The following is a 26,600-nucleotide window of genomic DNA, read 5'->3' as shown; positions in this document are numbered from 1 at the left end:
CATCGGCAGATGCCGCGCAGTATTGCTTGCCGTCTGTTCAAAGGTGAATCTCTAATTTATCACCCGACCAAAGTCATCTTCGAGGCGTTCGATATCACTTTCCTCGAGTGTGCTCCCGTGTTGAACTTCGATGATCAGGAGATCGCCTGGCCCGCCAATGGCGCGGTGAATCGAGCCGCAGGGAATATGAAACGTGGTTCCTGCCGTCGCATCCACCGCGTGGCCATCACAGAGCAGCTGTCCTGTTCCAGCCACGACGGTCCAGTTTTCGCTGCGATGGCGATGGCGCTGGAGGCTCAGTCTGCAGCCCTGGCGCACCAGCAGTCGCTTGAGTTTGTAGCCGGGGCCTAAGAGCAGGTCTTCATACCAACCCCAGGGGCGTTCCACCCGTGTTGACACGCTTTGAACCGTCGCTGCTTCCCTCAAGCATGCCGTCAATGACGGCCGGCGCCAGGCGATACAGCATCAGCCGTTGGCGTGCCCGAGTCATCGCTGTGTAGAGAAGGGCTGAAGAATCCGACCCGTCCTGGGGGGGCCATAGCACGATCACCTTGTTGACCTCACTCCCCTGCGCTTTGTGGATGGTGAGGGCCAGAGCTGGCTCCAGCTGGCGGATGCGCGCAGGATGAATCAGTCGGAACAGGCTGCCTGCATTGCCGTCGTTGCAGCGGAATAAAAACCGTCGTGACGCACCTTTCCCGATCGTCAGACCGAGGTCGCCATTGGCGAGTCCGAGATCCATCTGATTTTCGCTGCAGAGCACCGGTAGACCTTCAGGCCATCCCGCCGGATCCTCTCCTTGGAGTAGATCGCGATGCAGGGCATCAACACCCCAAGGGCCCCGGCGGCGAGGACAAAGAACGATGAGATCGTCGAGTCGACTGAGCAGTTCTGCGCTGGTTGTGGGGTTGGGTTGGCCCTCTGAGTCGGTGGACAATGCCGCCGTCGCGCGGCTGAGCTCGGCGAGGCGATGTCGCAAGGTTTGGGTCACCGAGTCGGGGATCCGACGTTCATGGCAGATCTGGAGGGCAACATTCGCCTGTTCATCCAGCCCATTGCACGCGTTCCAGAAGGCCTCGTCTCCCGCGTTGCGCAGCAGGCTTCCCAGCCGTGCCAGATCCCCTCTGTTGCGATAGATCTTGTGGAGGTTGATGGCGGCATCACCGAAACGGTGCCGGCGTTCTGGGTGCTGGAGGTGTTGCCAGACCGCTCCAACGCCGATGGGTGGTAGTTGGTTGGCGTCTCCCACAAGCACCAGCTGTGCCTCTCGAGGCAGGGCCGCTAGCAGTGCCTGAGCCAGGTTGAGATCCACCATGGATGCTTCATCAACCACGAGCACATCAAGATTCAGGGGGTGCCGGCTGTTACGGCCGAAGCCTCCCGGGCGCGCTTCCAACAGGCGATGCAGGGTGGTGCAGGGCAGGCCCTTGGTTTGCGGGTCGCTCTGAAGCGCTTCCTCCAGGCGTCGGGCTGCCTTGCCAGTGGGGGCCGCCAGATGGATGCGCAAGGCCTCGCGTTCAGCCATGGCTTGAAGCAGCATCGCCTGCACTGTGCTGGTTTTCCCCGTCCCTGGACCGCCGCTCACCATCACCAGGCGATGGCGTGTGATGGCGTGGACAGCGGCCCGCTGCTCCGCATTGAGCGTCCCGAGCTCTGGCGGATTCACGGCGTTGGCTTGGCCCCCGCTGGGAAGGGTGTGACTGCGATCGATGAGTTCCTTCTCCAGGCACTGCATGGCCTGATGCCATCGCTTCCAGTGCAATTGATCGCCATCGAGAACCATCAACTGGGGCGGATCAGTGAGCCATCCGCTGCGCTCGAGGAGCTCGCGCTGCCCCTCCTCGATGCTCAAGCTTGTTGCTCCCACGCTGAGAGCCGCCGTGAGTTTCTGAACGAGATCCTCGAGCGCCTGGTGATCCGTTGCTGACAGGTTTGCCTCAGGTGGTCGGCGGCGGCGCAGCATGGCCATGATTCCGTTGGCGAGTTGTTGGCTCAGTTGTGCGCCTTCGCTGCGGTTCATGGCTGGGCTCCTTGGAGCAGCTGATTCAAACTTTCCAGCCGCTGCAACGGTGCAGGTTCGAGAATCACGCCGCTCCCCCCCCGCTCGCTGACACCGCGAAGAAAGACGTAGGCGTAGCCGCCGAGATGGCGATCCGGGGAGTAGTCGATCAGACGCCACTGCAGGAAGCGATGCAGGGCCACCAGATAAAGGTGGGCTTGGAGGGGGTAGTGGTGCTGGAGCATCTGCTCCTCCATCGCGGATTGGGTGTAGTGCCGTGGGCCGCAATGCAGGGGCTGTCCACCGTCGTCCCGCTCGCCGATCCAGTTGCTCTTCCAGTCGGCGACCCACCAGCGGGCGGTGGTGGGATCATCCCCATCGGTGAACACCAGATCGATTGAGCCTGTGAGGAAGCCCCGGCTGTGAATGTCCAGAGTCTCCAGTCGAGCGGCATAGTCCGAACCAAACCGCTTGTGTGAGTCCCGGCGGAAGGCACTGGCAAGAGCCGATGCCCGCACAGCTCTGCCCGTATGGGCCACTGGAAGATCGAAGCTGAGTTCATGCAGGCGGCGACCGCTGTGGAGATCAGCCAGGCGCAGAGTGCCGAGGGGGCCGCCAAGGGGTGAGCGGAGGATCGTGTTGACGGCCTTGAGAACGTCATCTTTCAACGTGAGATCCAGGCCGGAACGACTCAGCTCGCGCTCGACGAGTTCGTGGTTGTTGGGTTGTTCGATCGGCTGATCGAAGGGAATCTGCTCCAGGATCCGATGCAGGCAATCGCCTGCTGATGCTCCACGGGGAAACGTGCTGAGAGAGCCATTGCGCGGCAGTGGCTCTCCACTTGGCTGGACGTCTGGCACCTCGGCAGGCCCAAGGTCTGGCGCGCTTGTGGACGGTGCGTCGGTTCTGGCATCCACATCCCGGCCTTCCTCGAGTTCGTGAGGATTGGTGCGATTGCTTTGGTGTGGGCTGGAGGCACTGGCAATCCATGCCGAGTAGCTGCTGCGTCCCCAGGAGCGATCCAGGGCTTCCTTCGGTACCCGTCCGCACTGAAGTGACCGGGGTTGTCTGGATGGGCTCCAGCGCACGTCTGGAGGAATGGCACGTGGGTGATGCAGGCTGATTTGCGGATGGTCCTCGTCAGCAAGTGCTTCCAGCCAGGGATCCAGAGGATTGCCGCTGGGGTTGGCTTCACCGGCACTGAAGAGCACCAAATGGCGTTCAGCGCGGGTGACCGCCACATAGGACAGACGTTCGGCCTCCGCCATGCACTCATCTTCATCGGCGCAGGTGGCTGCGTGGCCGCTTCCCCAGTGCGGATTCAGGGCCACCCTCCAGCTCCCTGAGCGATCACCTGCAGGAAGACGCCACAGTGGCCCTTTCCCAGGAGATGGCGCCTCCCAGAGGTAGGGACAGATCACAACCGGATATTGCAGACCCTTGCTGCGATGCACCGTGAACACGGCCACTGCGCTGGCCACCAGATCGCTGTAAGGCTGGCGCTGTTCCGGAACGTTATCCGGTGGATGCAGGCGCTGCCGGCGCAGCCAGTCAGCTCCGCCTGCAGCATTGAGCCCCTGTCGGTGCATGGAGTCCTGCACCAGGCGTGCGCACTGCTGCAGATCTCCCAGGAGGCGTCCGCGGGTCGACAGGTCTGCCAGAGTTTCACCTTCCAGAAGTTGGGCCAGGCAGCCCATCAGTCCGAGCCGAGGCAAGGCTTCGGCGAGGGCCTGGAGCTGGGCGGCGAACTGGTCGAGTTGCCCGTTTCGATCGCACGCTTCCAGGGTGTCGGCAGGCCATTGCATCAAGGCTCCTGCAGCCAGTCGGCGCAGCCGTTCATTGTCCGCTGGGCGGGCAAGACCATCGAGGAACCATTGCAATTCATCGGCTCCACGGCTGCTGAGCACATCCCCAGGGCTGATCAGTCGGCTGGGCAGGCCCACCCGTGAGAGCTGGTCGCGGATTGCCTCAGCCTGCCGGTGGCGACTGACAAGAACGCAGAGGTCTGCAGGGGTGAGCGAGGTGTCGTTGCCGAGGATCTGAAGCAGCAGATCCGCAGCGAAGGAGGGAATGCTTGCCTCCAGATCGGTTCGACTCCTGTTGCCGCCTGCATCCTCGGGATTGAACGCGAGGATCTGCAACGGTGCCTCGCCTGCCGGCAGCGACAGAGGGGTGCAGCTGGCCTTCGCCGATACCGCGGGTACTGGGAGCTCGGAGTGCTTGAGTCCTGGAGACATTAAGCAGTTCATGGCCTCCATCAGTGGAGGTGTGGTGCGCCTGTTGTCGAGCAGGTCGTCGATGCGATCGACCTGAGCGCGTGCGCTCTTGTAGGTGTTCAGATCGCCACCACGAAAGCGATAGATCGCCTGTTTGGGGTCGCCCACCATCAGCAGAAGATGGTCGCTGGAGGCAAAGGTCTGGTGCAGGAGCTTCCACTGGAGGGGATCGGTGTCTTGAAATTCGTCGATCAATGCAACCTTGTAGCGGGTCCGCAGGGCTGTGATCCACGGTTGCGACCTGGATGGATCCGTGGGGTTCAGAGCATCGAGAAGGCCGGAGAAACCCACCACTCCGCGACGTTGGCGTCGTTGATCGATCTCGCGCAGTCCGCGCATGAGCAGATAGCGCCAGGTCTGCTCCCCTGGTCCATCCCAGAGCGCAGCGATCGCTTGCATTAGCTCAGGTCGAGGCAGGTTTGGTGAGGTTTCGCCGCATTTGCGGGCTGTTTTGGAGAAGACGCCTGGGTGAAAAAAAGTGCCAAGAATGGCCTGGTTGCGCACGTCTGCGTAACGGATTGGTAGCGATTGCGTGTCGTCGCTTGTTTCAAGCCAGCTGCTCAGCAGGGCGGCGCGATTCTTCGTGGGTTTGCGGCTGTAGGGCTTCGTGTCCTTGCAGCCGAGGCTGTGCCATTCCTGGGCGCAATCGCGAAGGCACTGCTCCAGTTCAGCTCCTTCGCTGCTCCAGAGCTCGCAGAAGTGCAGCCATCGCTGCTTGAGCCAGAGGGGGAAAATATCCCGTAGAGCGTCCTCAGGATTGATGCTCTCGGCGTCTTCGGCGATGCGCACACCGCAATCGCCATCAAGACGCAAGAGTTCAGCCGTCAGGGTGTCTTCTCGCAGTCCTGTCTGCAGGAGCCCGGCGACATCGCCGGGGTCAAGCGAGAGGATCTGTTCGCGCCAGAGGTCATGGGCCACCTCTTCCACCAGGGTCTGAGGGTCATCGTCGAGCGAGAGATCCAGGCTCCTGCCACTCTCCAGGGCTTGCCGGCGCAAGGTGCGCCGGCAGAAGCCATGAATGGTGGTGATATCGGCTCGTTCAAGCGCTTCGAGAGCTTCAAGAAGCAGGCTGGCCTTGTTTCTGCGCCCTGCTCGATCGCGGCCATGCTCCTCCAGCCACTCCTGGAGAACCGCATCGCTTGCCGTTGCCCCGTCATCGTCTCCCTGTTCAAGACGCAGGAGCCCTTGAAGCGCTCCGTCGAGTCGCTTGCCGATGCGGTCACGCAGTTCATCAGCTGCTGCTTCTGTGAACGTCACCACAAGAAGTGCATCGAGCTTGAGCTCTCTTTCCACCACAAGCCGCATCACCAGATGGGCCAAGGCAAAGGTTTTGCCGGTGCCTGCGCTGGCCTCCAGCAATCTCAGCCCCGGGGTGAGCGGGTAGCGGTTCGGCTCGAAGCGGATGGTGCGGGCTTCCCCTTGACCTGTCATTGGCTTCTGGCCTCGAGAAGCGGGGCATACAGGCTGTCGAATGCGCTGTCGAACCCGGGGCTGTTGAGGAGAGAGTCCGCATCACAACCGTCACCGAAACAGGCCTGGAGATCACCTCGATCCCGTTCGGCCCAACGCTTGATCCCGCCATGCCAGCAGGTGCTGAAGGCGCGGTCGGCAACGTCTCTCCCTTTGGCCAGGGTGATCGCTCTGGCCAGTCCGCTTTCCGGGGGGATTGGCCAGCAGATCCGGAGCCCCTCATCAGCCAGTGCAAACAGGTCGCTGAGCAATCCATCAGCCTGCTGCGGCTCCATCGGCATCCAGCGCATGGCGACGGAGAACGTCTCGGCTTTGCTGCTGCTATCCCCGCGGCAGATCACCACGGTCGGAGAGCATCGGCCCTCCCGCTGGTTGAGAAGGTGTTTGAACCAGCCCTCGAGCACGGTGCGGGCCTGAAGTTTGGAGGCGCTGATCATCACAGCGGTCTCCCCAGCCTTTGGTAGTGGCGCAATCGCCAGCCCCTCCCATCGCGGAGGTTGCTGCAGGGGTCCGAGACTGAACAGGGTGGTCTGCAGGTTTTGCCAACGCTGTTCCAGGCGGCTGTCGTCCAGCGCCGCCCCAGCCCCGGGTGGTAGCAGCCCCCGGCCGCAGCTCCAGCGCAACCAGTCTCCGGACTTGGAGGTGTCCCACCGGGCCTCAGAGTTTCTCGTGAGCCCATCGAGTTCATCACGCAAGCGCTCGGTGATCACGGCGCGAAGGGCGCGTTCGGGTAGGGCCAGTGGAGATCGATCTTCAACGGCATCACACCACTCCCCAGCTTCGATGCCCCGCTGCCGGAGCCAAGCCCGTTGGGGAGCCTGCAGCCAGCGTTCCAGCTGTTCCACTTGGTCGCTGTTCAGCGTGTTGGCCTGCGCTGCCGCGGGTTTCGCTTCCAGGGTCCAGTGAATGGGCAGGGCGAGACCGAGGGGGGCATGGCCTGGGGCCGGGCGTTGCGGATCGTCGAGGCACTGCCTGGCCTGAAGCAGGCGACGATCACAGCTCAATGCGTCAGTTTTGGTAGGGATGAAGTTGGCTGCGTCCAGAGGGTTGGCCGGTGGTTCGATCAACACCTGAGCCATCGCCTCCTCGCTGAGCTCCTGGCGCAGCAGGCTGAGCCACTGCTGCACGGGCGGACAGGGCGGCAGCGTGTCTCCGCGTCGTTCATCACGGCTGCTCCAGCTGATCAACAGGTGCTGACGGGAGGAGAGCAGCGCTTCGAGCAGCACGTAGCGATCTTGATCTGTACTGCTTGGATCCCCAAGCCTCCGCTGCCGCTCCAGCAGATGAAATCCCGGGCGTTCCCGTGTACGAGGAAAGGAGGCGGCATCCAGCCCCATGAGCACGATGACCCGATGGGGAATGGCACGCATTGGTTCGAGGGCGCTCACGGTCATGGCACCGCTGCGGTGGCCGAAGCGGCCACTGTCCGCCGAAAGTGCTTCCTCGAGAACCGCGATCACCACAGTGGTTTCCAGGTTGAGTTCGCAGTGGCCTGCCTGCAGCACCCAGCCGTCCAGGCATTGCTGGATTGCTTGCAGTTCCCAGTCCCAGGCACCACCGTCGCCGAAGAGATCAGAGAGCAGCCGCCGCAAGCGTTCCACCCACACCGAGCAGCTTCCGCTTTGGCGCAACTGAGCGATCCATCGTGCGATTTGATCCAGAAGCGGCCACCAGCGCTCGAGCTGCTGAAGGCTCAGATCCGCTAAGGCGGGAGCACAGGTGCCGAGTGCCAGGCCAGGCTCATCGGGGAGGATCAAGCCGATGAGCCAGCGATCCAGGCACCAGCGCAGGCTGTGGGTGTCATCGCCATGGCGTTCCTCATGATCAAGTCCCCAACGGAAGCCGCTGCGTTGCAAGGCAGCGGTGATGTCCATCGCCTCCTGGGCTTCGAGACCCTGAAGACTGAGAAACGCCGGATTGCTCATCAGTGCTTCCAGTCCTGTGGCCGTGAGACGCTCCGCACTGAGCTGAAGCAGGGTCATGAAGGCCTGCTGCAATCCAGGGCTGTTCTGCTGACTGCGGTCAGTGAGGCGCCAGGGCAGATCCACTCCGGTGGCGTCCTGGTCAGAGAGCACTGAGGCCAGCAGCGGGGCATAACGCTCAACATCAGGCGTCATCACGAGGATGTCCCGTGGTTGAAGCGTGGGATCGTCGGCCATCCAGTGAAGAATGTGATCCCGCACCAGCTGCACTTCCCGCCAGGGACCTGCACAGCCCATGAACAGCAAGGAGCGATCGGAGCTCTGGCGCTGCAATGGAACTTGTTCGGTGCTTGCAAGCTGCCGTTGCAGTTGCTCCAGCAAGGACCCCTGCCGGCCTTCTGAAGCTGCCATCGCCACCGGATCGGCAAACAGATCAGCCTGGTCCGTGTTGCTGAGCAGGCAGTCGCCACTGCCCTCCAGTAGCAGCTGGAATTCCCCTCCCATGCGACCGAGGATGGCTTCCAGTTTCGGGGCCTCGATCAGCCAGGTTCCATCAGGCGATGCGGTCCAGTTTTCGCCCAGTCGGCGCCGTCGTTGCGCTGATCGCTCCCACAGATCCGGACAGGGCGTGAGCAAATAAAGCTCCACCTGTATGACCCCGGCTAAAGCCTGAAGTAGATCAATCTGCACGGGTGCGAGATTGCTGAGACCGAACAGCCTCAGACGCTTCGGCAGCGGTGTGGCCGGCGCTTGTCCCAAGCGCAGTCGATCAACGGCCCGTTGAACCTGTAAGCCGAAGGGATCGTTTGGAAGGAGCGCAGCGAGCGCACGCACGAGCAGGGGCTGCCAGCGCAGAGTGTCCGGGAGGTTTCCGCCGTCGTCGCCGGCCAGCCAGCCAGCGAGTTCCTGAGGTCGGTAAAGCGCGTAATCATCCACCGCGTCTGCCAGTTGGCGGGCGAGCAACCACTGTTCCCGCGACAGAGCCTCGGATGCCGTCCGGTGACTGTCCCACCACTGCCTGAGCTGCTTAGCCTCCTCGCGTTGCATCAGTTGTGGCAGCACAGCGAGCACGGTCCAGACCAACCGTTCGGCTCGCCAGGGATCATCAATGGGAGCCTCCGTGCTGAGCACGGCTTGCACCAGTTGGCGGAGACGGCTCCCGGGAAAAGGAAAGCGCACGAGAGCGCTGATTCCGTTGATGCTGGCCAGCCGTTCGCCAAGCCAACGGCTCGTAGGCCAGGTGTTGACCACTACCTCCACCTGTTCGAAAGGCTCGGGAGGGTTGAGATTGAGATCCTGGGCGAGGAGCTGAGCTAAGAGCTCGGCTCTGTTGCTGCGATAAATCCTTAGCAAGGCAGCCCTGTGGCCAGTTCTCTTTGCTGAGCAGGACTCTCAGAGATGACTCTGGGTCCATGCACCTGAACCACCGCATCGGTTTCAGGACAAAAGGCCGAAAGCAGGCCGCCGTAGACGGCGCCGGTGTCGATCATCACGATGTGGCCTTGGCACTCAACAGCTGGTCGAGGGGTATGCCCGACAATGACCCTGCCGTGACGCCCGTTGTAGTGATCCCAGAAGGGTTCACGGATGTGCAGGTCTGGGCGCCCGGAGTCGTCAAATCCTGCGTGAGTGGCGACCCATCCCTCGCCCTGGAACACGTAAGGAAGCTGTTGCAGACGCTGCAGCCACTGGCGCGAGAGGCCATCCCCGAGCTGGCGGTAGGTGTCGATCGTCAAGAGGTCTCCATGCCCGCTGGCGGGGGACTGCTCAAGCCCCTGGATCAAGCTCTGCTCATGGTTGCCGCACAACCAAGTGGCCCGTCCTCCGCAAACCAGCTCCCAAACCAGATTCATGCAGTCGGCAATGGCTGGACCTCGGTTGATCACATCACCGCAGAACACCAAGTGGTCGTTGTGCGGCAGAACAGTCACCAAGCTGACCAGGGCTTCGTGGCATCCGTGTACATCACCGATGACCCAGTGGTGCCCCTGAACGGCTGCCATCGCCATAAACAATCTCAAGCGATTCTGACCGCTGTGGCTGGTCTTGGCAGCGAAGGTGGTTACGGTGGGCGGCTTTCGTAACGCGTTATGGATCCTCGTTCGCTTCCGGTGGTCCGTCGGGTCGCCTTGTTGGTTCAGGCTCTTGATGGAGCGAAAAAAACAAACGAGGCCCTGGCACGCTGCCGTGACGGTGAGGAAATGCTTGATGTTCTCTTGGGGGCGTCCCAGAAGCTTGGACTCGGCCTGACGCGTGAGCAGTTGAGCAACACTCCGCCCATTCGTGACTGGGTGTGGTGGAAAAACAAGGAGGCGCCGATCACGATTGGGCGTTAAACGACGTGTTGAGGAAGTGTGTCTAAGTTTCGGGGAGTGGTGAGGATTTGAGTAGTGGTACGAATCATTTCCATCCTTTTTGCTGGTTTCTTGGGCTTGACACCCTTCAATGCGGCCTTCGCTGCTTCGCCACTGCAGGCATCTTCTCCTCAGGACCACGGATTTTGAATCCATCGTTGATGCAACAGATGGCACGCTGATTGACTTTGGCTGCTAATGATTTTATCTAGATTGTCTTTTTGAGTTAGTGAAGCGTTATTCGTAAAACTTTCTCGGAAGCATTGAGTTTCTCTTGTGGGGTGATCAGGGAGTGAGTTGGATCTCAACCCTGCTTCTGGCAGCAGCTTGCTTTGTCTGCAAGCGAATAGAGAACCCCGCCAATTGGATGGGATTTGAATGCTTGCTAGGAGATGGATGACGACAACAGCGCCCTCTGATTTGCCTTGCGGATCTTGTATCGCTTTTGGCTCTAAGGTTTCAGGCTTCCTGAACGGTGGCGACTACCATTCAGACGTGTAAAGCTTAGTATAGGTTTTGTAGGTTGTTTCATTGTCCAGTCCTGAGATTGCGAGATAGGTCACGCCTAGTTTTTGGTCACATCCAATTTCTACCACCATGAAATCGTCGTTATGGTAAGCCGTTACGTATGCCATTCTCTTTTTTTTGTCAACTTCAAGTGATTTGTTGAATCCATTCGCATTGAGCAAGGCCTTTGCCCCTCTGATGCACTCTTCCACGTTTCCTCCATAGCCAAAAACACCTGTGTAGAGATGTGGTCTTGCTTCGGCTGGATTCGAAGTGACTAGTGCTGCACCAATAACAGCAGCAGGTATGAAGTTGAAGAGTTTCATGTGAGATTTGCGTGCGTGAAGGCCATCCCTAGAGGCGTCCCCATCATTGCAAGGATGCAAAACCCCCATCTGGGTTGCAGGGCTTGACTCCAGCTGGTTGGATCAGGCGTTGGGCAGGTGATGCTCCAAGCAATGGTGTCGAGGAGACGGTTCAGCCTTGCCGTTGCGATCGTCGGTCGATTTTGCTTTGTATTGCTACCACTATGCATAGACGGCTATGGAGTCTCGATGGTTGATGAGGTGGTTCGCCAGCGCGCTCTGCAGGCGCTGCGACGAAAGCGCAGTCTGAATCAGCAGTTGCGTCTTTATTTCATTGTTAATGCCATCCTTGTTCTCGTTTGGTTGGGCAGTGGTCGCGGATCCTTCTGGCCGATTTATCCGATCGCCTTTTGGGGTATTTCTTTGCTGATCCAGGGATGGAGTATCAGTCACCCTGATCGGGAGTTCAGCGAGGAGGAGATTTCTCGGGAGATCGAGCGCTCCTGAAGGATGCCACGGCCCCACGGCTAAATCAGCGAATCAATAGACGCTTTTCTTGAGGATTCAAACGTGAAACACTCGTTTTAAATGGGTGATGGGATTGGTTTGGTCACCCCCACGCAAAATCCAACGTTCCGTACTGCCGCTTCTTAGTAAGGCCCGGAAGTCTTCAGCCTCAATCAGAATACCCAGCTCAACCGATAGTCGAACAATTTGTTCTGGAGTGTTAGCGATATAGAAATTCCTCTGAACGTCCGGGTCGTCTTCAACTTGCAGGCATAGGTGATCCAAGGCGTCCAGTAGGGGTTGTGGGGTCTTGTCCGTCTTGCCCTCCAGAGGCAAGCCCCAACAGTACTCAGGCAGCAGCCCCCCTTTGCCCATTCAGGCCTTTCGGCAACACATGGGTGACCAGATCAGCGTTGACCCAACGGACAACACCCGTGTCCACATCAGCGATTTGGAACAGCGTATAAATGCTTGGATCCCTCGCTCCTCCGTTGCAGTGGAGCACAAGTCCCATCCACCAGTCTTTGTCTTGCGCTTCTCCTAGCAGGGAGTCATGTCTGACGATCACGGTCATGCCTGGCTTTAAACCAAGGAAGATTGGACGGTGCTCAGGGTCAGGCAGCTTTGGGAGCGGGGAGCACTCTTCGGGCATTGCGCTGGTACAGATGTACTTACGCTAGCGAGGAGGGGCTTTTGTTGGTCAGCCTGCCGACCGACTCGGTGGCGATGACGATCGATCAGGCCAAGCAAACTCGAGATTGTCGATATCGTGACTCTCAAGGCCAATCAAGTTGCCTATAAAGATAGGGTCAGGTAATTTAATTCACCCAGTTTCGTTTAATTGCGACGTCGAAATTTCACTGGATCGAGGAACTTGATTGCGTGATTTGGAGAAACTTATTGGTCTTGTTGTTGAGTTTTGCTGGGCTGTTCTTTCGGTACTGAGTCGTATAACACCACATCGAGTTCACCAATCCAGGCCACGATCGCGATCAGCCCAATGATCGATCCTAAAGCCAGTACCAGTCGGTTCACGGTCATGGCTTGATTGCTCTGTAAAAAAGAACGGAGAGGGTGGGATTCGAACCCACGGATGCTTTCACATCGCTGGTTTTCAAGACCAGAGCCATCAACCACTCGACCACCTCTCCCGACGCAACCCTCACAGAGGATTGAGTGTCCATCTTAAAGGAGTCCCTTTGCAGGGACTCCTCCGGAGTGCTCAGGAGTTCGGCTTGGCCAGCGGCAGCAGACACTTGTCGGAATCGCAGCCGGCAGGACCCGCCTCGCTGATCTCACCCATGTCGTAACGCTGCAGGGCTTCGAAGAAGTCCGAGCTCACGCGGCGCTGAATGACCTCGTTCTGCATGCGTTCATAGGTGTCGGCATCAATGGGCTCGAAGGGGAGCCGAGGGAACGTGGCATTGGCGTCGAAACGGGCCAGCAGAGCTGCTGAGATATAGCCGTCGCCGTTTTCGATGGTCTTGTGGAGAGCATCGGTGAGAGTTTCGATCTCGTGCTCACGGAACTCGATGGTGGCTGAGGTGTTGTGCGCGGTGTAGTGCGTTTGAACCTGCATGTAGAAGTCGAACTGCGCCATGGCTGAGAACGCGTTGATGTCCACAGCATCGGCACCGGGAAGATTGGCCCAGCTCACTTCAGTTGGGATCTCCACCAACCATTCGGTGCAGCGGGGATCGAAGGGATCATCCAGCAGGCGGCCCTGATCATCTTTGTCAGACTGAGAAGGCACCACGGTGTAGCCGTAGTCCATGCAAGCCATGGCCACGGGGTCGTTCTTGCGGAAGGTGATCCGGCGGATGAAGCGCTGGGCCTTGGGGGGGTGCCAGCCGGGTGCTGCACCGGTGAGCAGGCTCTTGGTGCCTGCGGGTTGCACGGTTGTGCAGCGATTGGGGCGACGCAGGCCATGGCGGTCGCAGTACTCCCAAACGGCCTCATTCACCGTGGCTTTCCAGCGGGTCAGATACTCGGCTTCACGGCGTTTGAAGTCCTGACCTTCTTCGGTGTTGGGGCGTCCGGCTTCCCACCACTGCAGCCAGGGGGTGCCGAAGGCATGCACAAAGAAGTCGAACAAGCCGGTGAAGCTCACGCCCACAATCGGATCCCAGGCACGGCTCTGGCGGTAGCGCTCCACTTCGAACTGATGGTTCAGGAGACAGGCCACTGACAGCGCACCTGCGCGGAAGGCATCGCGCTGGCCTTCGTCATCGCTTGGGTCGATTTGGTTGAGGTGGATCTCCGCCAGGTTGCAGTGGAAATCGGCACCGAGAATTTCGCCGCATGGATTGAGACCGTATCGGCCAAGGCGATGCTCCAGTTCGGCAGCATCCATGGGCCCGTGGTGAAGATCGAGCCAGCGGCCGGCCTCGTCCCGGCCTTGATCGCAATAGATCTCGATGAACTCCCGGCGCAGTTCCGGTGTGTTGAGGAGATCGGCGTTTGAGCGTGCGATCGCCTCAGGTGCGAACTGAATGGCACCCTCGCCACTGTGGAATTGGCGCGTCACAGCCTCCAGCAACACCTCGCGTGTGGGACGCGTGTGGTAAACCCGGGTGTGATTGGCCATGCGCAAGGCGTCCCGTTCCGGATCGATGCGCCAGTTGCCGTCGTCATCCTGTTGCCAGAGATTGTCCTTGGCACCGGCTGCGCTGGAGTCGTTGGAGGCGAACTGACGCATGCCAGCGCTGCGGCGAATGTTGCCGGCGACGATGGTGACAGCGGCTTCATCGATGAGCAAGCAGCACTCAACAGAGGTGAGTTTGCGGCCGACCGCTTTGCCGAGAAGCCGAGCAACCCTCCCGTACAGGTCCTTGAGCTTCACCGGATTGGCCATTCCGCCGAAACCCTTGAGGGTTTCGCCGACTGGACGGACATCGGACAAATCCACTTCAACCTTGACGGTTTTTCCTGCAAACCGTTGATCACTGCTGAGTTCCAGGAGTAGTTGGTAGCTGTCGACCCAGCCGCGACGGGTGTCACCAACCTTGATAGAGACAAGGTCCTCGTTGATGGTGTGGCTGGTGTGCTCTTGGCGCTGACCTGCGGGGGTGACGCCGATGTCGGAGACGTTGAGGATTTCGATCGGGTTGCTGACCACCGGCAGACGGTTGATCAGATGGGGCTCAATGATGGCGCCAGTGCCACAGCCCATCATGGCCAGGTCCATCATCAGGCCGAAGGCTTCCCAGTCCACGAGATTGGTGGATGTGCAGTTGTAGGCGCCTGAAAAGTTTTCTTGTTGCTCGATCCAAGGTGTGCCGCCGATCCACAGCCAACGTCCGGATGGGAGCGCTTTCTTCTCGGCCTGCATCCGAGCCATCAACTCCATTTCCTCGGACGTGAGGCTGCCGAGCTTCTCCAGTCCACCAAGGTTGCGTGCGCCGACCTGCGTCCAGCTTTCCCGGCCCACGCTGCTGCGACGGCTGTAGGTCCGATAAAAAACGGGATTGGCGGCGGGGGCAGTCGCTGGGAAATCGCCATTCCCAGACAGCGTTGTTTTGGTGTCCGAGCTGACGCTGCGGCTTGGAGTCAGGGTCACAGGAGTTGGGGTCAGTGCCCGCACCCTAACGCCAGCAATGGGGGCAGCAAGGGGGTGACGGCACCACCCGCAGTGTTCGGGGCGGGGTGGCGTCGGCCTTGGCAGCATTGGCGTCGTCTCTGCTACTGCTCGATGCCGAAGCAACTGCGCATTCCCGCTGGCTTGTCTTCACGGCCGGGGCGCTTTTTGCTGATGGTCTGCCTGTCTTGTTTGCTGGGCCTGTCGCCGGTTCTGGGGCGGCCTCAGGCTCCTGGAGCGCTGTCTGGAACGATGCCTGCGGGAGATCAGTTGATTCCGATCGAGCAGCAGCCCTTTTATCCCCAGCTCCAGCGCGATGCCGATGACTGGAGCGATGTGGTGTTGGACCAGGTGGTTGGGGATAGCCCTCGATCCACTCTTTTGAATTTCTATGCCGTGATGGCTGAGGTGGGGCAACGGGCCGACCGACTCGGGCAGGCCCCTGACTCAAGTCGTCGTGGAGGTTCGGCGAGACAGGAGCAGATTGACGACACTGATCTGCTGTTCAACCTGGCGGTGAAAGCGCTGGATGCCAGTGCTTTTCCTGAGAGCGTGCGCTCCGATATGTCTGATGAGGCGGCGATTCAGCTCAAGCATGTGCTGGATTACGTGTTTTCCCACAGTCGCCAGCCCATTGAGATTCCTGATGTGGCAGGAATGAAACAGCGCAACGACTTGCGGTCGACCCCGACGGAATCCTGGCGGATCCCGGGCACGGCCATCACCCTGACCTCTGACCTTGAGCGGGATCCTGAAAACGAGAGTTTCTATTTCTCCGCCGCAACGGTGGCGTCCGCTCGCGAGATGTACGACGAGATCCGCGATATTCCCGTGATCGCGCAACCCTTCGCCACGCCGAGGTTCTATTCGGATTTCATCTACACCCCTGGCTATCTCATTCCCCCCGACTGGTATCTGGCGCTGCCACTGCAGTGGCGCCGGGTTCTCGAGTGGCCCATCGGTGACCAGACCCTGTTTCAGGTTTTCAGTGCCGCGGTTTTTATTGGCCTGTATGGATTACTGGCGTTGTGGCTCATGAGCCTGCTGATCAACACCTACCGGGGTGATTCATTGAACAAGAACGAGGATCTTGAGCTCTACAGCAGGGATGAGTTGGCGTGGAAACGGGTGTTCATCATTCTCCCGTTGTTGCCTCTGACCTATTTCATCGAAGAGCTGATCGATAACATCCTCAATTTCACCGGTTTTCCACTGGTGGTGGTCATTTATTCGTTTTATGTGATCTGGTATCTGGCCGCCAGTGTTCTGGTGTTTTTCCTCTTTGAGGCCTTCGGCCGGAGCGGTGCAGAAACATTGTCCCGCTGGCGGGGGAGTGATTCACCCATCCGGCTTCGCAGGATCAACAGCCTGGTCATGCCCATCAGTCGCGCCGTTGGCATGTTGGTCTCCGTGGTGCTGATCTACCGCCTCCTACTCCTGCTCGGGCTTCCCTCCAGCACGGTTCTCGCCTTCTCGGCCGTGCCCGGTTTGGCCATCGGTTTGGGTGCTTCCAAACTGCTGGGCAATCTGTTCGCTGGACTCTCGATTCAAACGGACAGGCCACTGCGCGTTGGTGAATTTTGCGAGGTGGGAGGCAAGCTCGGGTTCGTGACAAAAATCGGTTTGCGGTCCATGGAGCTGCAGACCCTGGAGAGTCGCGTCACCATCCCAAATTCGGTGGCAGATGAAGCCACCATCATCAACTTCTCCCGCAGAGGACTCAGCCGGGATCGTCCGCCGACGCAGGGGCTGGAGGTGCGCCTCCCCATCCGTGATCCTCTGTCGCCTTATCAACTCGAGGAGCTGTTGCGGCAGGCCCGCAAGTTGCTTCAGCGGTCGTCATTTCAGGGTCTGCTAGCTGCATTGCATCAGCCAGTGGTGAGCCTCGGCCCCGCCGACGATGGCACCAACGAACTGATCGTGTTCGTGATGGTGGAGCTGCATGGTTGGGAAGCCTTCTTGCGCGTACGGGAAACCTTGATGCTTGCCCTCGAGGAGTTGCTCGAGCGGGTTGATCTCTCGGAAATCGTGGTGGGTGTCGCTTACAGCACCACCTCCGAGCAGCTACAGCGAATTCCAGAGCTGTTGCGTTCCGTGGTGGCTGAAGATCCACAGCTGAACTACGAAGCGTGCCGGCTCGTGCGCATTTCGGCCTTCAGCTACGACCATGAGCTCGAAATCTCGTCCACGCACGATCTGCATGACGATTTCGAAGACAGCATGCACCGTCTCAACCGCCGCATCCTCGCCATCCTGGCCGCCAACGGCATTGAGATTCCCTTCCCCACCCAGACTCTCGAACTGCATTCCACCGACTCGACGCCATGATCCCGCGCACGCCTGAGCCGGAGCTCATGAACGAACCGCAACAGGTGCAGGCCTATGCGGCAGCGGACTTTGAATCCAGCGACCAGGCTCTGGTGGAGTGCATCGACCAGCTGCTGTTCGATTCGGGGCGTCGATTCGCGCCTGGGGATTGCTTGGTTGATCTGGGGTGCGGTCCGGGAAACATCAGTGAGCGACTGGCTAGGCACTGGCCAACCTGTGCGGTGGTGGGAGTGGATGCCGCCTCTCAGATGATCGAGACGGCGGAGTCAAGCCGTCGTCGGGCCGGCATCGCTCGCGAGCGGCTCCGTTACGTCGTGGCTCCGCTTCCCTGGCATGGTCTGAACTCTGGGGCGGCTCTGATCGTGAGCAACAGCCTTCTGCACCATCTGCATGATCCGCAGAAACTTTGGAGTTGCCTTCGACCACTTGCAGGCAATCATTGCCTGGTTCTGCATCGCGATTTGAGGCGTCCATCCACGCTGATGGCCGTGGATCAGCTCTGTGACCGCTATGTGGCGGATGCTCCGGAGGTGCTCCAGAGGGACTACAGGGCTTCGCTTCAGGCCGCGTTCACGGTTGAAGAGGTCAAAGCGCAACTGCGGGATGCCCAACTCGATCACCTTCAGGTTCGAGAACTGGAGGATCGTTATCTCGAAATCAGTGGCTGGATCACGGGCTGTCAGTCTGGTCTTGATCAGCCCAGCGCATGAGCACGGAATCAGGTCCACAAGACGGCAAGGAACTTCTGGAGGCGGTGGCCCGTCGCAGAAATTTCGCGATCATTTCCCATCCAGACGCCGGCAAAACCACCCTGACGGAAAAACTGCTCCTGTACGGCGGTGCTATTCAGCAGGCGGGAGCTGTGAAGGCCCGGGGAGAGCAGCGCAAGGTGACCTCCGACTGGATGGAGTTGGAAAAGCAGCGGGGAATCTCGATCACCTCAACGGTGTTGCAGTTCGATTACACCGGCAACACCATCAATCTTCTCGATACACCGGGACACCAGGATTTTTCAGAGGACACCTACCGGACCCTGGCGGCGGCTGACAATGCCGTGATGCTTGAAGATGCGGCCAAGGGTCTTGAGCCTCAGACGCGCAAGCTTTTCGAGGTCTGTCGGATGCGGCAGATTCCGATCTTCACCTTCATCAACAAGATGGATCGTCCGGGGCGTGAGCCTCTGGCGCTTCTTGATGAAATCGAAGCAGAGCTTGAACTGACTCCCTGGGCTGTGAACTGGCCGATCGGCAGTGGCGAACAGTTTCGTGGCGTGATCGATCGGAGAACCCGTGAGGTGGTGTTGTTCAGCCGCGCTGAACGGGGAAAGCAGTCAGAAGAACGTCATCTGTCTCTGGACGATCCAGAACTTCTGGAGCTCGTGGAGTCCGACCTCCTGGATCAGGCGGTTGAGGAGATGGAACTTTTGGACGCTGCCGGAGCGGAGCTCGACCTGGAGCTCGTGCATGCCGGTGAGCTCACGCCGGTGTTCTTCGGGTCTGCCATGACCAATTTCGGTGTGCGTCCGTTCCTCAATGCCTTTCTGGAGATGGCGCAAAAACCGGTGGCGCGTCTCGGTCATGACGGGCCTGTTGATCCTCTGAGCCCAGATTTCAGTGGCTTCGTATTCAAGCTTCAGGCCAACATGGATCCACGCCATCGCGACCGTGTGGCATTCGTGCGGGTGTGCAGCGGCAGGTTTGAAAAGGACATGACCGTTCGCCATGCGCGAACCGGCCGCTCCATCCGTCTCTCCAGGCCCCAGAAGCTCTTCGGTCAGGATCGTGCTGTGGTGGAGGACGCCTATCCCGGGGACGTGATCGGCCTTAACAATCCAGGCATGTTTTCGATAGGGGACACCCTGTATGTGGGGCCCAAGGTTGAGTACGAGGGTATTCCCTGTTTCAGTCCTGAAATTTTCAGCTGGCTGCGCAATCCAAATCCCTCAGCCTTCAAAAACTTCCGCAAAGGGGTGAATGAGCTGAGGGAGGAGGGCGCTGTTCAGATCCTTTATGACACCGACGAGAGCAAGCGCGATCCGATCCTGGCGGCGGTTGGTCAGCTGCAGCTTGAGGTGGTGCAGCACCGTTTGGAGAATGAATACGGCGTTGAGACCAGGCTTGAACCTCTTGGGTACCAGGTGGCCCGTTGGGTGAATGGAGGATGGCCAGCGCTGGAGAAGGTTGGTCGGATCTTCAACTGCAAAACCGTTCGCGACGCCTGGAACCGCCCGGTGTTGTTGTTCAAGAATCAGTGGAACCTCAATCAGCTGAGTGAGGAGCACCCGGCTCTTGAGCTGAGCACGGTTGCTCCTGTCGTGAGTGGCGTCGAGCCGATCAGCCTCTGAACCAAACGTGGATCAGGGCCTGCAGCCAGGTCCTGATGTCGTGGGCAGCAGCCTCGGGCCAAGTGCCTGGTTCAAACACCAATGGCTGGCTTTGAAGCGTGGATGGGGTGCGAGTGAGGGTTTGCATCACAACCTCTAGTCGTCTGCATTCAGTCTTAACCCACCCTTTACTTGTGTCAGGTGCGGCTGTCCGTATCCCCGGATGGTCCTCACGGCAGCAGATTCAAGTCGCCAGACTGCAATCTCTTGTGCGGTGTGGTTTGGACACCCTCTGGCTACTTCGGCCCTGTGATGACGGAGGAACGGACTACGTTTGCTTCCGTGATTGCAGAGATCGCGTGGAGGTGCTCGAGGGCTATCACCTGCCACCGCAGATGCCGTTGATCAAGCATCGCCAGATGCTTCTCAGTGCAGACGTTCCAGGATGTCGTCATCGTTTTGAGCGTCAGCAAGGGTTTCGCCATGGCCCTCCCCTGTTCTGAATCGTCGTTTGATGGCGGTTGATCGACTCGCCTGCTCGTGTTCCTCGATAGCCTGATCGGAGCAGAGAGACCACCGATGGCAGCAGGGCTGAAACCCGGTGACGACACCGACGGACAGGATCCTTATCAGCAGCTGCAAATCCGATCCGATGCCAGTTTTGATGAGGTTCAACGGGCCCGTGATCGCGTCCTCAAGACCTGCGGAGACGATGCTGTAGCCCGCGCGAAGGTCGAGGCCGCTTACGACGCCGTCCTGATGGATCGTCTTCGCGATCGTCAGTCCGGCCGACTGAGCGCGGAGGCAGCGACTGCATCGCGCGTCGAGCGGCAGCAAGGCGAGGGAAGCGTTGTGCAAGCCGCCAATGGACCAGCGGCTTTGCTGACCCGTTTTCGCAATCTTTCGCTCCCCGCTCCTTCTTTCAAAGGATCGGCGATGGTGCCGGATCTCACGCTTGTTGAAGGTCAGGGTCTTGTGGTTCGCCTCTCCCTTGGCGCTCTCGCCCTGCTGCTGTTGCTGTTTGCAGCGCAGACGATCGAACTGCTCCTTGCTTTGGGAACGATCGGGTTGTTCATCAGTCAGATCCGGCGTGGACGCCCTCCCCTCAGTTCCCTGGGGTGGAGTGTCTTGCTGCTGATCCTGGGGCTGGTGGTGGGAGCGTTGCTCAGCGTTGCGGTGGCTGGTTCGGGTCTTCCTTTCACTGTTGAACAGCTGCAAGCACTGCCTGCCCTGCTGCTTCTCCTCGCGGGAACGCTTCTGTTGGCCTGATCAAGCCAGGGTCTTGATCAGCGCCTCAAGCTCAACCTCATCCACTTTGTACACCTCGCTGCAGAAGTGACAGGTGAGCTCTGCGCCTCGATCGGTTTGCAGCATGTCGGCGAGCTCGTGATGGCCGAGCAGAGTGAGTGCTCCAAGGCTGCGCTCTCTGCTGCAAGGGCAGTGGAATGCCACCGGTTGCATCGGTTCGCCGCTTGGAATCGGTTGCGGATCCAAATCGGGAAAAACCTGTTGGATTAATTGCTCAGGATGATCAGCGCAACGGTTGAGCTGATCGCTGAAATCCTGAATCTCACGGCAGCGTTCTTCGAGTAGGGCCACCAAGGCAGGCTCTTCCGCGGCTTTCGGGAGAACCTGCACCAGCAGTCCACCGCTGCTCTGCAAACCGTCACTGTTGATGGTCTCACCCACGAACACGGCGGATGGCGTCTGTTCGGAGTGCAGGAGATACGACGCCACATCCTCACCAATGCAGCCGCTCACCAGCTCCACCGTGCTGCTGAAGGGTTCACCCTTCCCTTCATCTCGCACGACGTGCAGATATCCCGTTCCTGCGGCCGTTGTGAAATCAAAACTGGCCTGGCCGTTGGTTGTCAGAACTGGATCGAGTTCCAGCCCTGGATTGCCCACATAGCCACGCACCCGTCCATCCCGACCGGCGTCCACCGAAAGCCCTCGAATGGGCCCATCCGACCCCAGCCGGAGATTGACCCTTCCGTGGCTCACCTTCATGGAACTGGCCAGAAGCAGCCCTGCACTCATGGCCCGACCAAGCATCACAGTGGTCAGGTAGGACAGCCCGTGACGAGCCTGGGCATACCGGGTTGTGTCGCCGGTTGTCACGGCGACAAGCCGGATTCCTCCCCCCGCTGCGGTCGCCCGCACCAGCTGATCAGCCATGGCCTCCCTGCATCGCAGCGGTCATGGTGACAGAGGGAGCAGATGGCCGTTGCGCAGCTGCCTTTGCTCGCAGTTCCAGCTCAGGAACAGCTCGGGTTCATGGGTTACCACGACCAGAACATGCTGTTTGGACAGGTTGAAGAGCAGATCCAGCACCTCACCACGAACCGACCAGTCCAGGCCCGCGGTGGGTTCATCGAGGAGCAAGACCTCCGGTTTCCTCAGGAGTTGCACGGCCAAGGCCAGCCGTCGTTGTTGCCCTCCACTGAGACGCTCCGGAGCCTGTCGGCTGTCAACCCCGTGCAGTCCAACCTGGCTGAGGGCCTCAATCTGGTTGTCACCACTCAGTCGGCGGTGACCCAGTTTCAGTTCCTGGCTCACGCTCAGTCCCAGGAAGTGGCGTTCAGGGAATTGGAAAACGACACCACAAAGCCAGCGTCGCTGGCGTTGATTCAGAGGTGTTCCCTTCCAGTTGATCGTGCCCGATTGGGCTCCGACCATGCCGCTGATGATCTCCAGCAAGCTGGTTTTCCCACTGCCGCTTTCTCCTGAAATCAGCAGGGGACTGCCCTGTTGTGCAGTCAGGGACACTCCTTCGAGAATGGTTCTTCCTGAAGTTGCCGGTTTGTAGTGGATATCGGTGAGTTCCAGCATTTCCGAAAACGCGCTGCATCCCTTAACAAGGCAAACCCAGCATGGTCGATCCGCCAGAAGCCAGCGATGATGCGGGGGTCACCTGAAGGCCATGCACGTTCGCTTCCGAGAGGTTGATCCCTTCAACTGCTGGCTCTGGCTGCGCTTCAGCGAAATTCCTAGTCAGGGTGAGCGCAACTACGTCGATGGCATCTTTGATAGCTGGTATGTGTTGGGGAGGCTCGGAGGATTCAATGCGGAATCCATGCAGGTGCACGAGGAAGGTGATGAGCTCAGTTGGATGAGTTACGACAATGAGGAGTCCACCTCAGTGATGCCGGCGTTGATGCACAACATGGGTCAACTCGAGTACGAGCAGGATTGGGCTCGTTGCTGGGTTGATCTTGGAACGAGTGATGGGTTTTGCCTTGATGTGCTGATCAACGCCTTGCGTCAACTCGATTCCGATCTGGTGCAGATCGAGGAACTCTTGATTGGAGGCGTGAATGAGGATTGGCCGGTTGAAGACCATCCGGACAGCATTTTTCCCGGAATGACTTGAGCAGCAGTGGCTGAACGACGGCGGCTGCTGATCGACCCCGCCAGGCTGCGCGGTGCTCAGGCGTTGAGCCGCATCGGGCTCACCGCTTCGGAGGCGCGTTATCTCAAGCGGGTGCTCCGCCTGCGGCCCGGTGCTGAGGTGCACGTCGTCAATGGTTGCGGCCAGTTGTTCAGCACTCGACTCACGACCGAGGGGGATCTCGCGCTGGACAGTGATCTCGGCGTGCTGCCTGAGGCCATTGCCGCACCCCAACCACCGTTGGGGCTGGCCGTGTCTGTGATGCGCCGCGGCATGGATGAGGTGATGCGCATGGCCTGCGAGCTGGGGGTGGATCGCTTGCAACCTCTTCAGGCCCAACGCTGTGTACCGCAGGCGGAGTACAGGCCTGATCGCTGGGGGGTGATCCTGCGCGAGGCGGTTGAGCAGTGTGAACGTCTCTGGGCTCCTGAGCTCTTGCCTATTTTGTCCACAGACGATTGGTGGGGCACCCTTTCAGCAGAGAACCTTCGCTTGATCGCGGTGACCCGTGATCAAGCGTGTTCTGATCTGTCAACTGTGTTGGCGGCTCAGAAGTGCTTGCCTGGAGGCTGCTGGATCACGATCGGGCCTGAAGGTGGTTGGACCAGCGCAGAGCGAGAATCCGCTGCCGAGGCTGGCTGGTGTGGTGTTGGTCTTGGCGGCACGATCCTGCGCAGCTCAACGGCCGCAGTGGCTGCAGCCACTGCGCTCTGCAGTTGGAGACGCGAGCTTCAGCGCACCTGACGCTTGTAAGCATCCATGAGTTGGCGCCCCTTGACCCCCATCCGGCGCAGCCGGGCGATGCGCGCGCTCGTTAGCGGTTGCTCGCGAGTCGACCTGGGCCTGGTCTCCTCGGGATTGGCACGATCACTGAGACCGATCCAGCTCAATAAGCCAGTTGCTCGCTTGGTTTTCAACGTCATCTCCGGTGATTAGGCCTGACTCAGCTCTTGAACAGCTCGGAAGCCATCGAGCGGAAATTGGAGAGATTGCGTCCGGGCTTGCGCTTGCCAGGGCGAATTCTGGTGCCGGGCTGCAGAGCTTCCGGAGCAAAGGTGACGTACTCAACGGCAGGACGGGATGCTTCAGCCGCAGCCAGTTCCGCGGCGATGGCCTCGGCGGTGGTGACTGAGGGTTTTGAATCGGTGCTGGTGGACGGCATCTGACCGCCTCCAGCAACTGGTGCTTCTGCGCTGACCGTTGCGACCGATTCCTCGGGGGATTCGGACACGACTCTCACCGTGCCGAGCTGGAGCTTCGGACTTCCAGCCGCCTTCTCCGTATCGAGCTCGAGAAAAAAACCCTTGCGCAGCAGCACCATGCGGATCCGGAGTGACACCACTGGTGATTATCCGCGCAAGCGAAGCCTTCAGCGTTGATGCTTAGGGCAGTGCAACACATGCCATGGTCTTCCCTTCGCCAGATTTGCCAACCCAGCAGCCCATGCTCTGGTTGACGGCGTTGGCGGTCAACGGTGTTCTGATCAGCTTGGCGCAGCGCTTTCCGGTGCTGACGCGCGCCGGGTGGTGTCATGCGGGATTGCTTGGCACCGTGCTGTGGGGATCCTTGGGTTGGCGCGGCTGGCTCGCTGTGGTGGCCTATCTGGTCTTGGGCTCACTGGTCACCAAGCTGGGATTTGCGCGCAAGCGAGATCTGGGCCTTGCCGAGGCCCGGGGGGGACGACGTGGTCCTGAAAATGTCTGGGGTTCAGCCTTCACTGGTCTGGTGCTGGCGATGCTTGTTGCAGCTGGACTGGGATCAGAGCGTTTCTTGCTGATCGGCTTTGCCGCCAGTTTCGCGGCCAAGCTCGCCGATACGTTCGGCAGTGAAATCGGTAAGCGCTGGGGGCGCACCACCCTGCTGATCACCACATTGCGGCCGGTTCCGGCCGGCACTGAGGGGGCTGTGAGTGTGGAGGGAACCCTTGCCAGTGCTGTTGGAAGTTTGTTGATGACCCTGGTGATGGCACAGCTGGGTCTGCTCACTTCGGCATCGTCCGTTGTGCTGGTGGCGGTTGTGGGATTGGTGTCCACGCTGCTTGAGAGTCTCCTGGGGGCCACCGGCCAGGGCCGATGGCCCTGGCTCAGCAATGAATTGGTCAATGGGTTGCAGACGGCCTGGGCGGCGCTGCTGGCGATGGCTGCGGCAGTACTTCTGGGGATGATGCCTTGATGGCCAATTCAGCCCTGCAGCGCAGGTCCTGCAGTGTGTCCCGCAGGATTTTCGAGAGGGTTCGTCGATCCATCCGTTCTCTCTCAGCCAGCTTTCCGAGGGGAACCCCATCGATCCAGTGCGACTTGAGCCAGCGGCGATGATCGGGATCCAGGGCTTGGAGAGCCTCATGCAACCAACGTTGTTGTGGGTCCTGCGCCTCGCTCCCTATGCAGGAAAGCTGGTCGATCCGTTCGCCTGCATCTGTTGCGTCTGCTCGATCTCCCCTTGAGATCGGTGCGTTCAGCGACACCAGGCGTTGATCTTGATGGGCGCTCTTGGCCTGCTGCCAGCGGCGAGGGGTCACTCCCAGAGCGGCGGCAAGATCTGGATCGCTGAAGGGTGCCTGGCCTGCCTGCAGGCGCTGCTCCTGCAGGCGCATGCCACGGCTGTGCAGATCCTTGATCCGCCAGGGAATCCTCAGGGTGTGCAAGCGATCACGCCTGTAATGGAGGATCTGTCCTGTTGCTTTTGGAATCGCGTAGCTGCTCACTCGATGGCCTCGGGAGGGATCGAAGTGGTCCAAACTTTTCACGAGTCCGAGACGAGCTTCCTGGCAGAGGTCGTCGTACTCGCCACCGCCCCTGGGCAACTGTTGATTGGCGGCATGGTGAGCTAGCCCCAGGTGTTGCAACACCAGTCCATTGCGCTTTTGAATCGACTCAGGAATTGGGCGGTGCTGCTCTCGGCGCTGGAGACGTTCGAGCCGGTGGCAGGGCGGGGTTGGTGCGGGGGTGGAGGTCATTCGCGGGCATGGCGTTGGAACCTTTTCACCGTCCGCTGCCTGTGCCTTTGGATGCCTCCCCCCTGGGGATGAACGCGCTTCACCCTTGCGGGGGATGCAAACCCAGATCCCGTTTCAGTGCTTGCCCGTGCGACCGATCAAATAGGCACTGAAGGCCAGCATCAGCACCCCTGCGCAGTACTGCAGGAGTTCGGTGATGGTTTTCACCTCGAAGCTCACCATCAGCTTGAAAGCGGTGACGATCAGGGCAACGATGATCACCTTGGTGAGTTTCTGCTTCAGCCCATCAAGGGATTCGATGTTGAGGAGATTGCGCCGTTCCTGGGAGTTGTCCTGCTGGCGAACATCGATGTCGGAAATAATCAGCTCATAGATGCCGTAGCCGAAAATCAGCAGGGCAATGCCGATTAGGTAAAAATCAATTCCACCCACAACCTTGCCGATTAACAGCGTGCTGTTGGCGTAGGTGAATCGGCCCTGTAACACCTTCGAGAGCACAACGAGCTCTTCGTAGGTGCCGAGCACGAAGCAACTGATGCTGCCTATCAGGCTCATCACCACAGGAATGAGCGTGATCAGGCGAAATCTCCAGATCGCGTTCTCGAAGCGACGCTCCACCCGCGGTTTGCGGATGGATTTGAGGTTGTCACCCATGGTCCCCTGATCTCTCGGTCTTCCTTAGCAG

Annotated in this window: 25 protein-coding genes and 1 tRNA gene; 10 read left to right on the top strand and 16 right to left on the bottom strand. The window is 59.7% G+C overall.

The window, feature by feature from the left end; translation table 11 throughout:
* Positions 1 to 51: 51 nt before the first annotated feature.
* Genes SynPROS71_RS08150 through SynPROS71_RS08130 form a run of 5 tightly spaced genes read right to left on the bottom strand, consistent with a single transcriptional unit; the run spans position 52 to position 9,670 of the window.
* Positions 52 to 387, bottom strand: coding sequence for a phosphomannose isomerase type II C-terminal cupin domain (locus SynPROS71_RS08150; RefSeq protein ID WP_255442060.1), 336 nt, complete (start codon positions 385 to 387; stop codon positions 52 to 54).
* The gene (locus SynPROS71_RS08145; RefSeq protein WP_255442059.1) at positions 362 to 2,020 is read right to left on the bottom strand and encodes an ATP-dependent RecD-like DNA helicase; all 1,659 of its coding nucleotides are present in this window, start codon (positions 2,018 to 2,020) and stop codon (positions 362 to 364) included. The genes SynPROS71_RS08150 and SynPROS71_RS08145 overlap by 26 nt, the downstream gene beginning before the upstream one ends.
* Positions 2,017 to 5,706 carry a UvrD-helicase domain-containing protein gene (locus SynPROS71_RS08140; protein WP_186594397.1) on the bottom strand — a complete coding sequence of 1,230 codons (3,690 nt, stop codon included), beginning with the start codon at positions 5,704 to 5,706 and terminating at the stop codon, positions 2,017 to 2,019. Before SynPROS71_RS08140 ends, SynPROS71_RS08145 begins: the two co-directional genes overlap by 4 nt.
* Positions 5,703 to 9,020 (bottom strand): exodeoxyribonuclease V subunit gamma, encoded by a 3,318-nt coding sequence (locus SynPROS71_RS08135; RefSeq protein ID WP_186594395.1) that lies wholly within the window; start codon positions 9,018 to 9,020, stop codon positions 5,703 to 5,705. The genes SynPROS71_RS08140 and SynPROS71_RS08135 overlap by 4 nt, the downstream gene beginning before the upstream one ends.
* A complete protein-coding gene (locus SynPROS71_RS08130; RefSeq protein ID WP_186597981.1) occupies positions 9,014 to 9,670 on the bottom strand; it encodes a metallophosphoesterase in 657 nt (218 codons plus the stop codon). Before SynPROS71_RS08130 ends, SynPROS71_RS08135 begins: the two co-directional genes overlap by 7 nt.
* 87 nt (positions 9,671 to 9,757) lie before the next feature.
* Here SynPROS71_RS08130 and SynPROS71_RS08125 point away from each other — a divergent pair, with 87 nt between their 5' ends.
* On the top strand, positions 9,758 to 10,003 hold the full coding sequence (locus SynPROS71_RS08125; RefSeq protein WP_186594394.1) for a hypothetical protein: 246 nt from the start codon (positions 9,758 to 9,760) through the stop codon (positions 10,001 to 10,003).
* A gap of 500 nt (positions 10,004 to 10,503) precedes the next feature.
* On the opposite strand, the gene SynPROS71_RS08120 is transcribed toward SynPROS71_RS08125, so the two are convergent.
* Positions 10,504 to 10,854, bottom strand: a complete 351-nt coding sequence (locus SynPROS71_RS08120; RefSeq protein WP_186594393.1) for a hypothetical protein — start codon at positions 10,852 to 10,854, stop codon at positions 10,504 to 10,506.
* Between the two features lie 228 nt (positions 10,855 to 11,082).
* Between SynPROS71_RS08120 and SynPROS71_RS08115 the strand changes: the two genes are divergently transcribed.
* The gene (locus tag SynPROS71_RS08115; protein ID WP_186594392.1) at positions 11,083 to 11,340 is read left to right on the top strand and encodes a 2TM domain-containing protein; all 258 of its coding nucleotides are present in this window, start codon (positions 11,083 to 11,085) and stop codon (positions 11,338 to 11,340) included.
* Between the two features lie 349 nt (positions 11,341 to 11,689).
* Here the strand turns inward: SynPROS71_RS08115 and SynPROS71_RS08110 are convergent, their stop codons facing one another.
* From SynPROS71_RS08110 to nrdJ, 4 genes are all read right to left on the bottom strand, one after another.
* Positions 11,690 to 11,992 carry a DUF3104 domain-containing protein gene (locus SynPROS71_RS08110; RefSeq protein ID WP_186594391.1) on the bottom strand — a complete coding sequence of 101 codons (303 nt, stop codon included), beginning with the start codon at positions 11,990 to 11,992 and terminating at the stop codon, positions 11,690 to 11,692.
* Positions 11,993 to 12,237: 245 nt separating this feature from the next.
* Positions 12,238 to 12,381: a hypothetical protein gene (locus SynPROS71_RS08105; RefSeq protein ID WP_186594390.1), complete on the bottom strand. Its 144-nt coding sequence runs from the start codon at positions 12,379 to 12,381 to the stop codon at positions 12,238 to 12,240.
* A gap of 25 nt (positions 12,382 to 12,406) precedes the next feature.
* Positions 12,407 to 12,491 (bottom strand) — tRNA-Ser (locus SynPROS71_RS08100).
* A 71-nt stretch (positions 12,492 to 12,562) separates the two neighbouring features.
* On the bottom strand, positions 12,563 to 14,899 hold the full coding sequence (gene nrdJ / locus SynPROS71_RS08095) for a ribonucleoside-triphosphate reductase, adenosylcobalamin-dependent (protein ID WP_186594389.1): 2,337 nt from the start codon (positions 14,897 to 14,899) through the stop codon (positions 12,563 to 12,565).
* Positions 14,900 to 14,953: 54 nt separating this feature from the next.
* On the opposite strand from nrdJ, the gene SynPROS71_RS08090 reads away from it, so the two are divergent.
* From SynPROS71_RS08090 to SynPROS71_RS08070, 5 genes are all read left to right on the top strand, one after another.
* Positions 14,954 to 17,245: a mechanosensitive ion channel family protein gene (locus SynPROS71_RS08090; RefSeq protein ID WP_255442058.1), complete on the top strand. Its 2,292-nt coding sequence runs from the start codon at positions 14,954 to 14,956 to the stop codon at positions 17,243 to 17,245.
* Positions 17,242 to 17,955 (top strand): trans-aconitate 2-methyltransferase, encoded by a 714-nt coding sequence (locus SynPROS71_RS08085; protein WP_186594387.1) that lies wholly within the window; start codon positions 17,242 to 17,244, stop codon positions 17,953 to 17,955. The genes SynPROS71_RS08090 and SynPROS71_RS08085 overlap by 4 nt, the downstream gene beginning before the upstream one ends.
* Complete coding sequence (locus SynPROS71_RS08080; RefSeq protein WP_186594386.1) at positions 17,952 to 19,589, top strand: peptide chain release factor 3; 1,638 nt, start codon at positions 17,952 to 17,954, stop codon at positions 19,587 to 19,589. The genes SynPROS71_RS08085 and SynPROS71_RS08080 overlap by 4 nt, the downstream gene beginning before the upstream one ends.
* Before the next feature lie 260 nt (positions 19,590 to 19,849).
* Entirely contained in the window at positions 19,850 to 20,071 is a 222-nt protein-coding gene (locus SynPROS71_RS08075; RefSeq protein WP_186594385.1) for a hypothetical protein, read from the top strand.
* Positions 20,072 to 20,147: 76 nt separating this feature from the next.
* Positions 20,148 to 20,837, top strand: a complete 690-nt coding sequence (locus SynPROS71_RS08070) for a CPP1-like family protein (protein ID WP_186594384.1) — start codon at positions 20,148 to 20,150, stop codon at positions 20,835 to 20,837.
* Here SynPROS71_RS08070 and hslO read toward each other — a convergent pair whose 3' ends face one another.
* Complete coding sequence (gene hslO / locus SynPROS71_RS08065) at positions 20,838 to 21,746, bottom strand: Hsp33 family molecular chaperone HslO (RefSeq protein WP_186594383.1); 909 nt, start codon at positions 21,744 to 21,746, stop codon at positions 20,838 to 20,840. It abuts the gene before it with no gap.
* 21 nt (positions 21,747 to 21,767) lie between these two features.
* Positions 21,768 to 22,400 (bottom strand): ABC transporter ATP-binding protein, encoded by a 633-nt coding sequence (locus SynPROS71_RS08060; protein WP_186594382.1) that lies wholly within the window; start codon positions 22,398 to 22,400, stop codon positions 21,768 to 21,770.
* A gap of 91 nt (positions 22,401 to 22,491) precedes the next feature.
* On the opposite strand from SynPROS71_RS08060, the gene SynPROS71_RS08055 reads away from it, so the two are divergent.
* Together SynPROS71_RS08055 and SynPROS71_RS08050 are read left to right on the top strand one after the other, a co-directional pair.
* The gene (locus SynPROS71_RS08055) at positions 22,492 to 22,941 is read left to right on the top strand and encodes a DUF3531 family protein (RefSeq protein WP_186594381.1); all 450 of its coding nucleotides are present in this window, start codon (positions 22,492 to 22,494) and stop codon (positions 22,939 to 22,941) included.
* A gap of 6 nt (positions 22,942 to 22,947) precedes the next feature.
* Entirely contained in the window at positions 22,948 to 23,703 is a 756-nt protein-coding gene (locus tag SynPROS71_RS08050) for a 16S rRNA (uracil(1498)-N(3))-methyltransferase (RefSeq protein ID WP_186594380.1), read from the top strand.
* Here the strand turns inward: SynPROS71_RS08050 and SynPROS71_RS08045 are convergent.
* Together SynPROS71_RS08045 and SynPROS71_RS08040 are read right to left on the bottom strand one after the other, a co-directional pair.
* Positions 23,691 to 23,882, bottom strand: a complete 192-nt coding sequence (locus SynPROS71_RS08045; protein ID WP_186594378.1) for a hypothetical protein — start codon at positions 23,880 to 23,882, stop codon at positions 23,691 to 23,693. The genes SynPROS71_RS08050 and SynPROS71_RS08045 overlap by 13 nt on opposite strands.
* A gap of 20 nt (positions 23,883 to 23,902) precedes the next feature.
* Positions 23,903 to 24,298, bottom strand: a complete 396-nt coding sequence (locus tag SynPROS71_RS08040) for a hypothetical protein (RefSeq protein ID WP_255442057.1) — start codon at positions 24,296 to 24,298, stop codon at positions 23,903 to 23,905.
* A gap of 65 nt (positions 24,299 to 24,363) precedes the next feature.
* Between SynPROS71_RS08040 and SynPROS71_RS08035 the strand changes: the two genes are divergently transcribed.
* The gene (locus tag SynPROS71_RS08035; protein ID WP_186594376.1) at positions 24,364 to 25,131 is read left to right on the top strand and encodes a DUF92 domain-containing protein; all 768 of its coding nucleotides are present in this window, start codon (positions 24,364 to 24,366) and stop codon (positions 25,129 to 25,131) included.
* Here the strand turns inward: SynPROS71_RS08035 and SynPROS71_RS08030 are convergent.
* A complete protein-coding gene (locus SynPROS71_RS08030) occupies positions 25,058 to 25,915 on the bottom strand; it encodes a sigma-70 family RNA polymerase sigma factor (protein ID WP_186594374.1) in 858 nt (285 codons plus the stop codon). The genes SynPROS71_RS08035 and SynPROS71_RS08030 overlap by 74 nt on opposite strands.
* Positions 25,916 to 26,029: 114 nt before the next feature.
* Positions 26,030 to 26,569, bottom strand: a complete 540-nt coding sequence (locus SynPROS71_RS08025; protein ID WP_186594372.1) for a YqhA family protein — start codon at positions 26,567 to 26,569, stop codon at positions 26,030 to 26,032.
* Positions 26,570 to 26,600: the final 31 nt, after the last annotated feature.

Origin of the sequence: Synechococcus sp. PROS-7-1 (assembly GCF_014279795.1) — a bacterium.
Lineage (GTDB): Bacteria > Cyanobacteriota > Cyanobacteriia > PCC-6307 > Cyanobiaceae > Synechococcus_C.
Note: the sequence above shows the minus strand (reverse complement) of the source record. Positions and strands in the feature narration are given on the sequence as shown.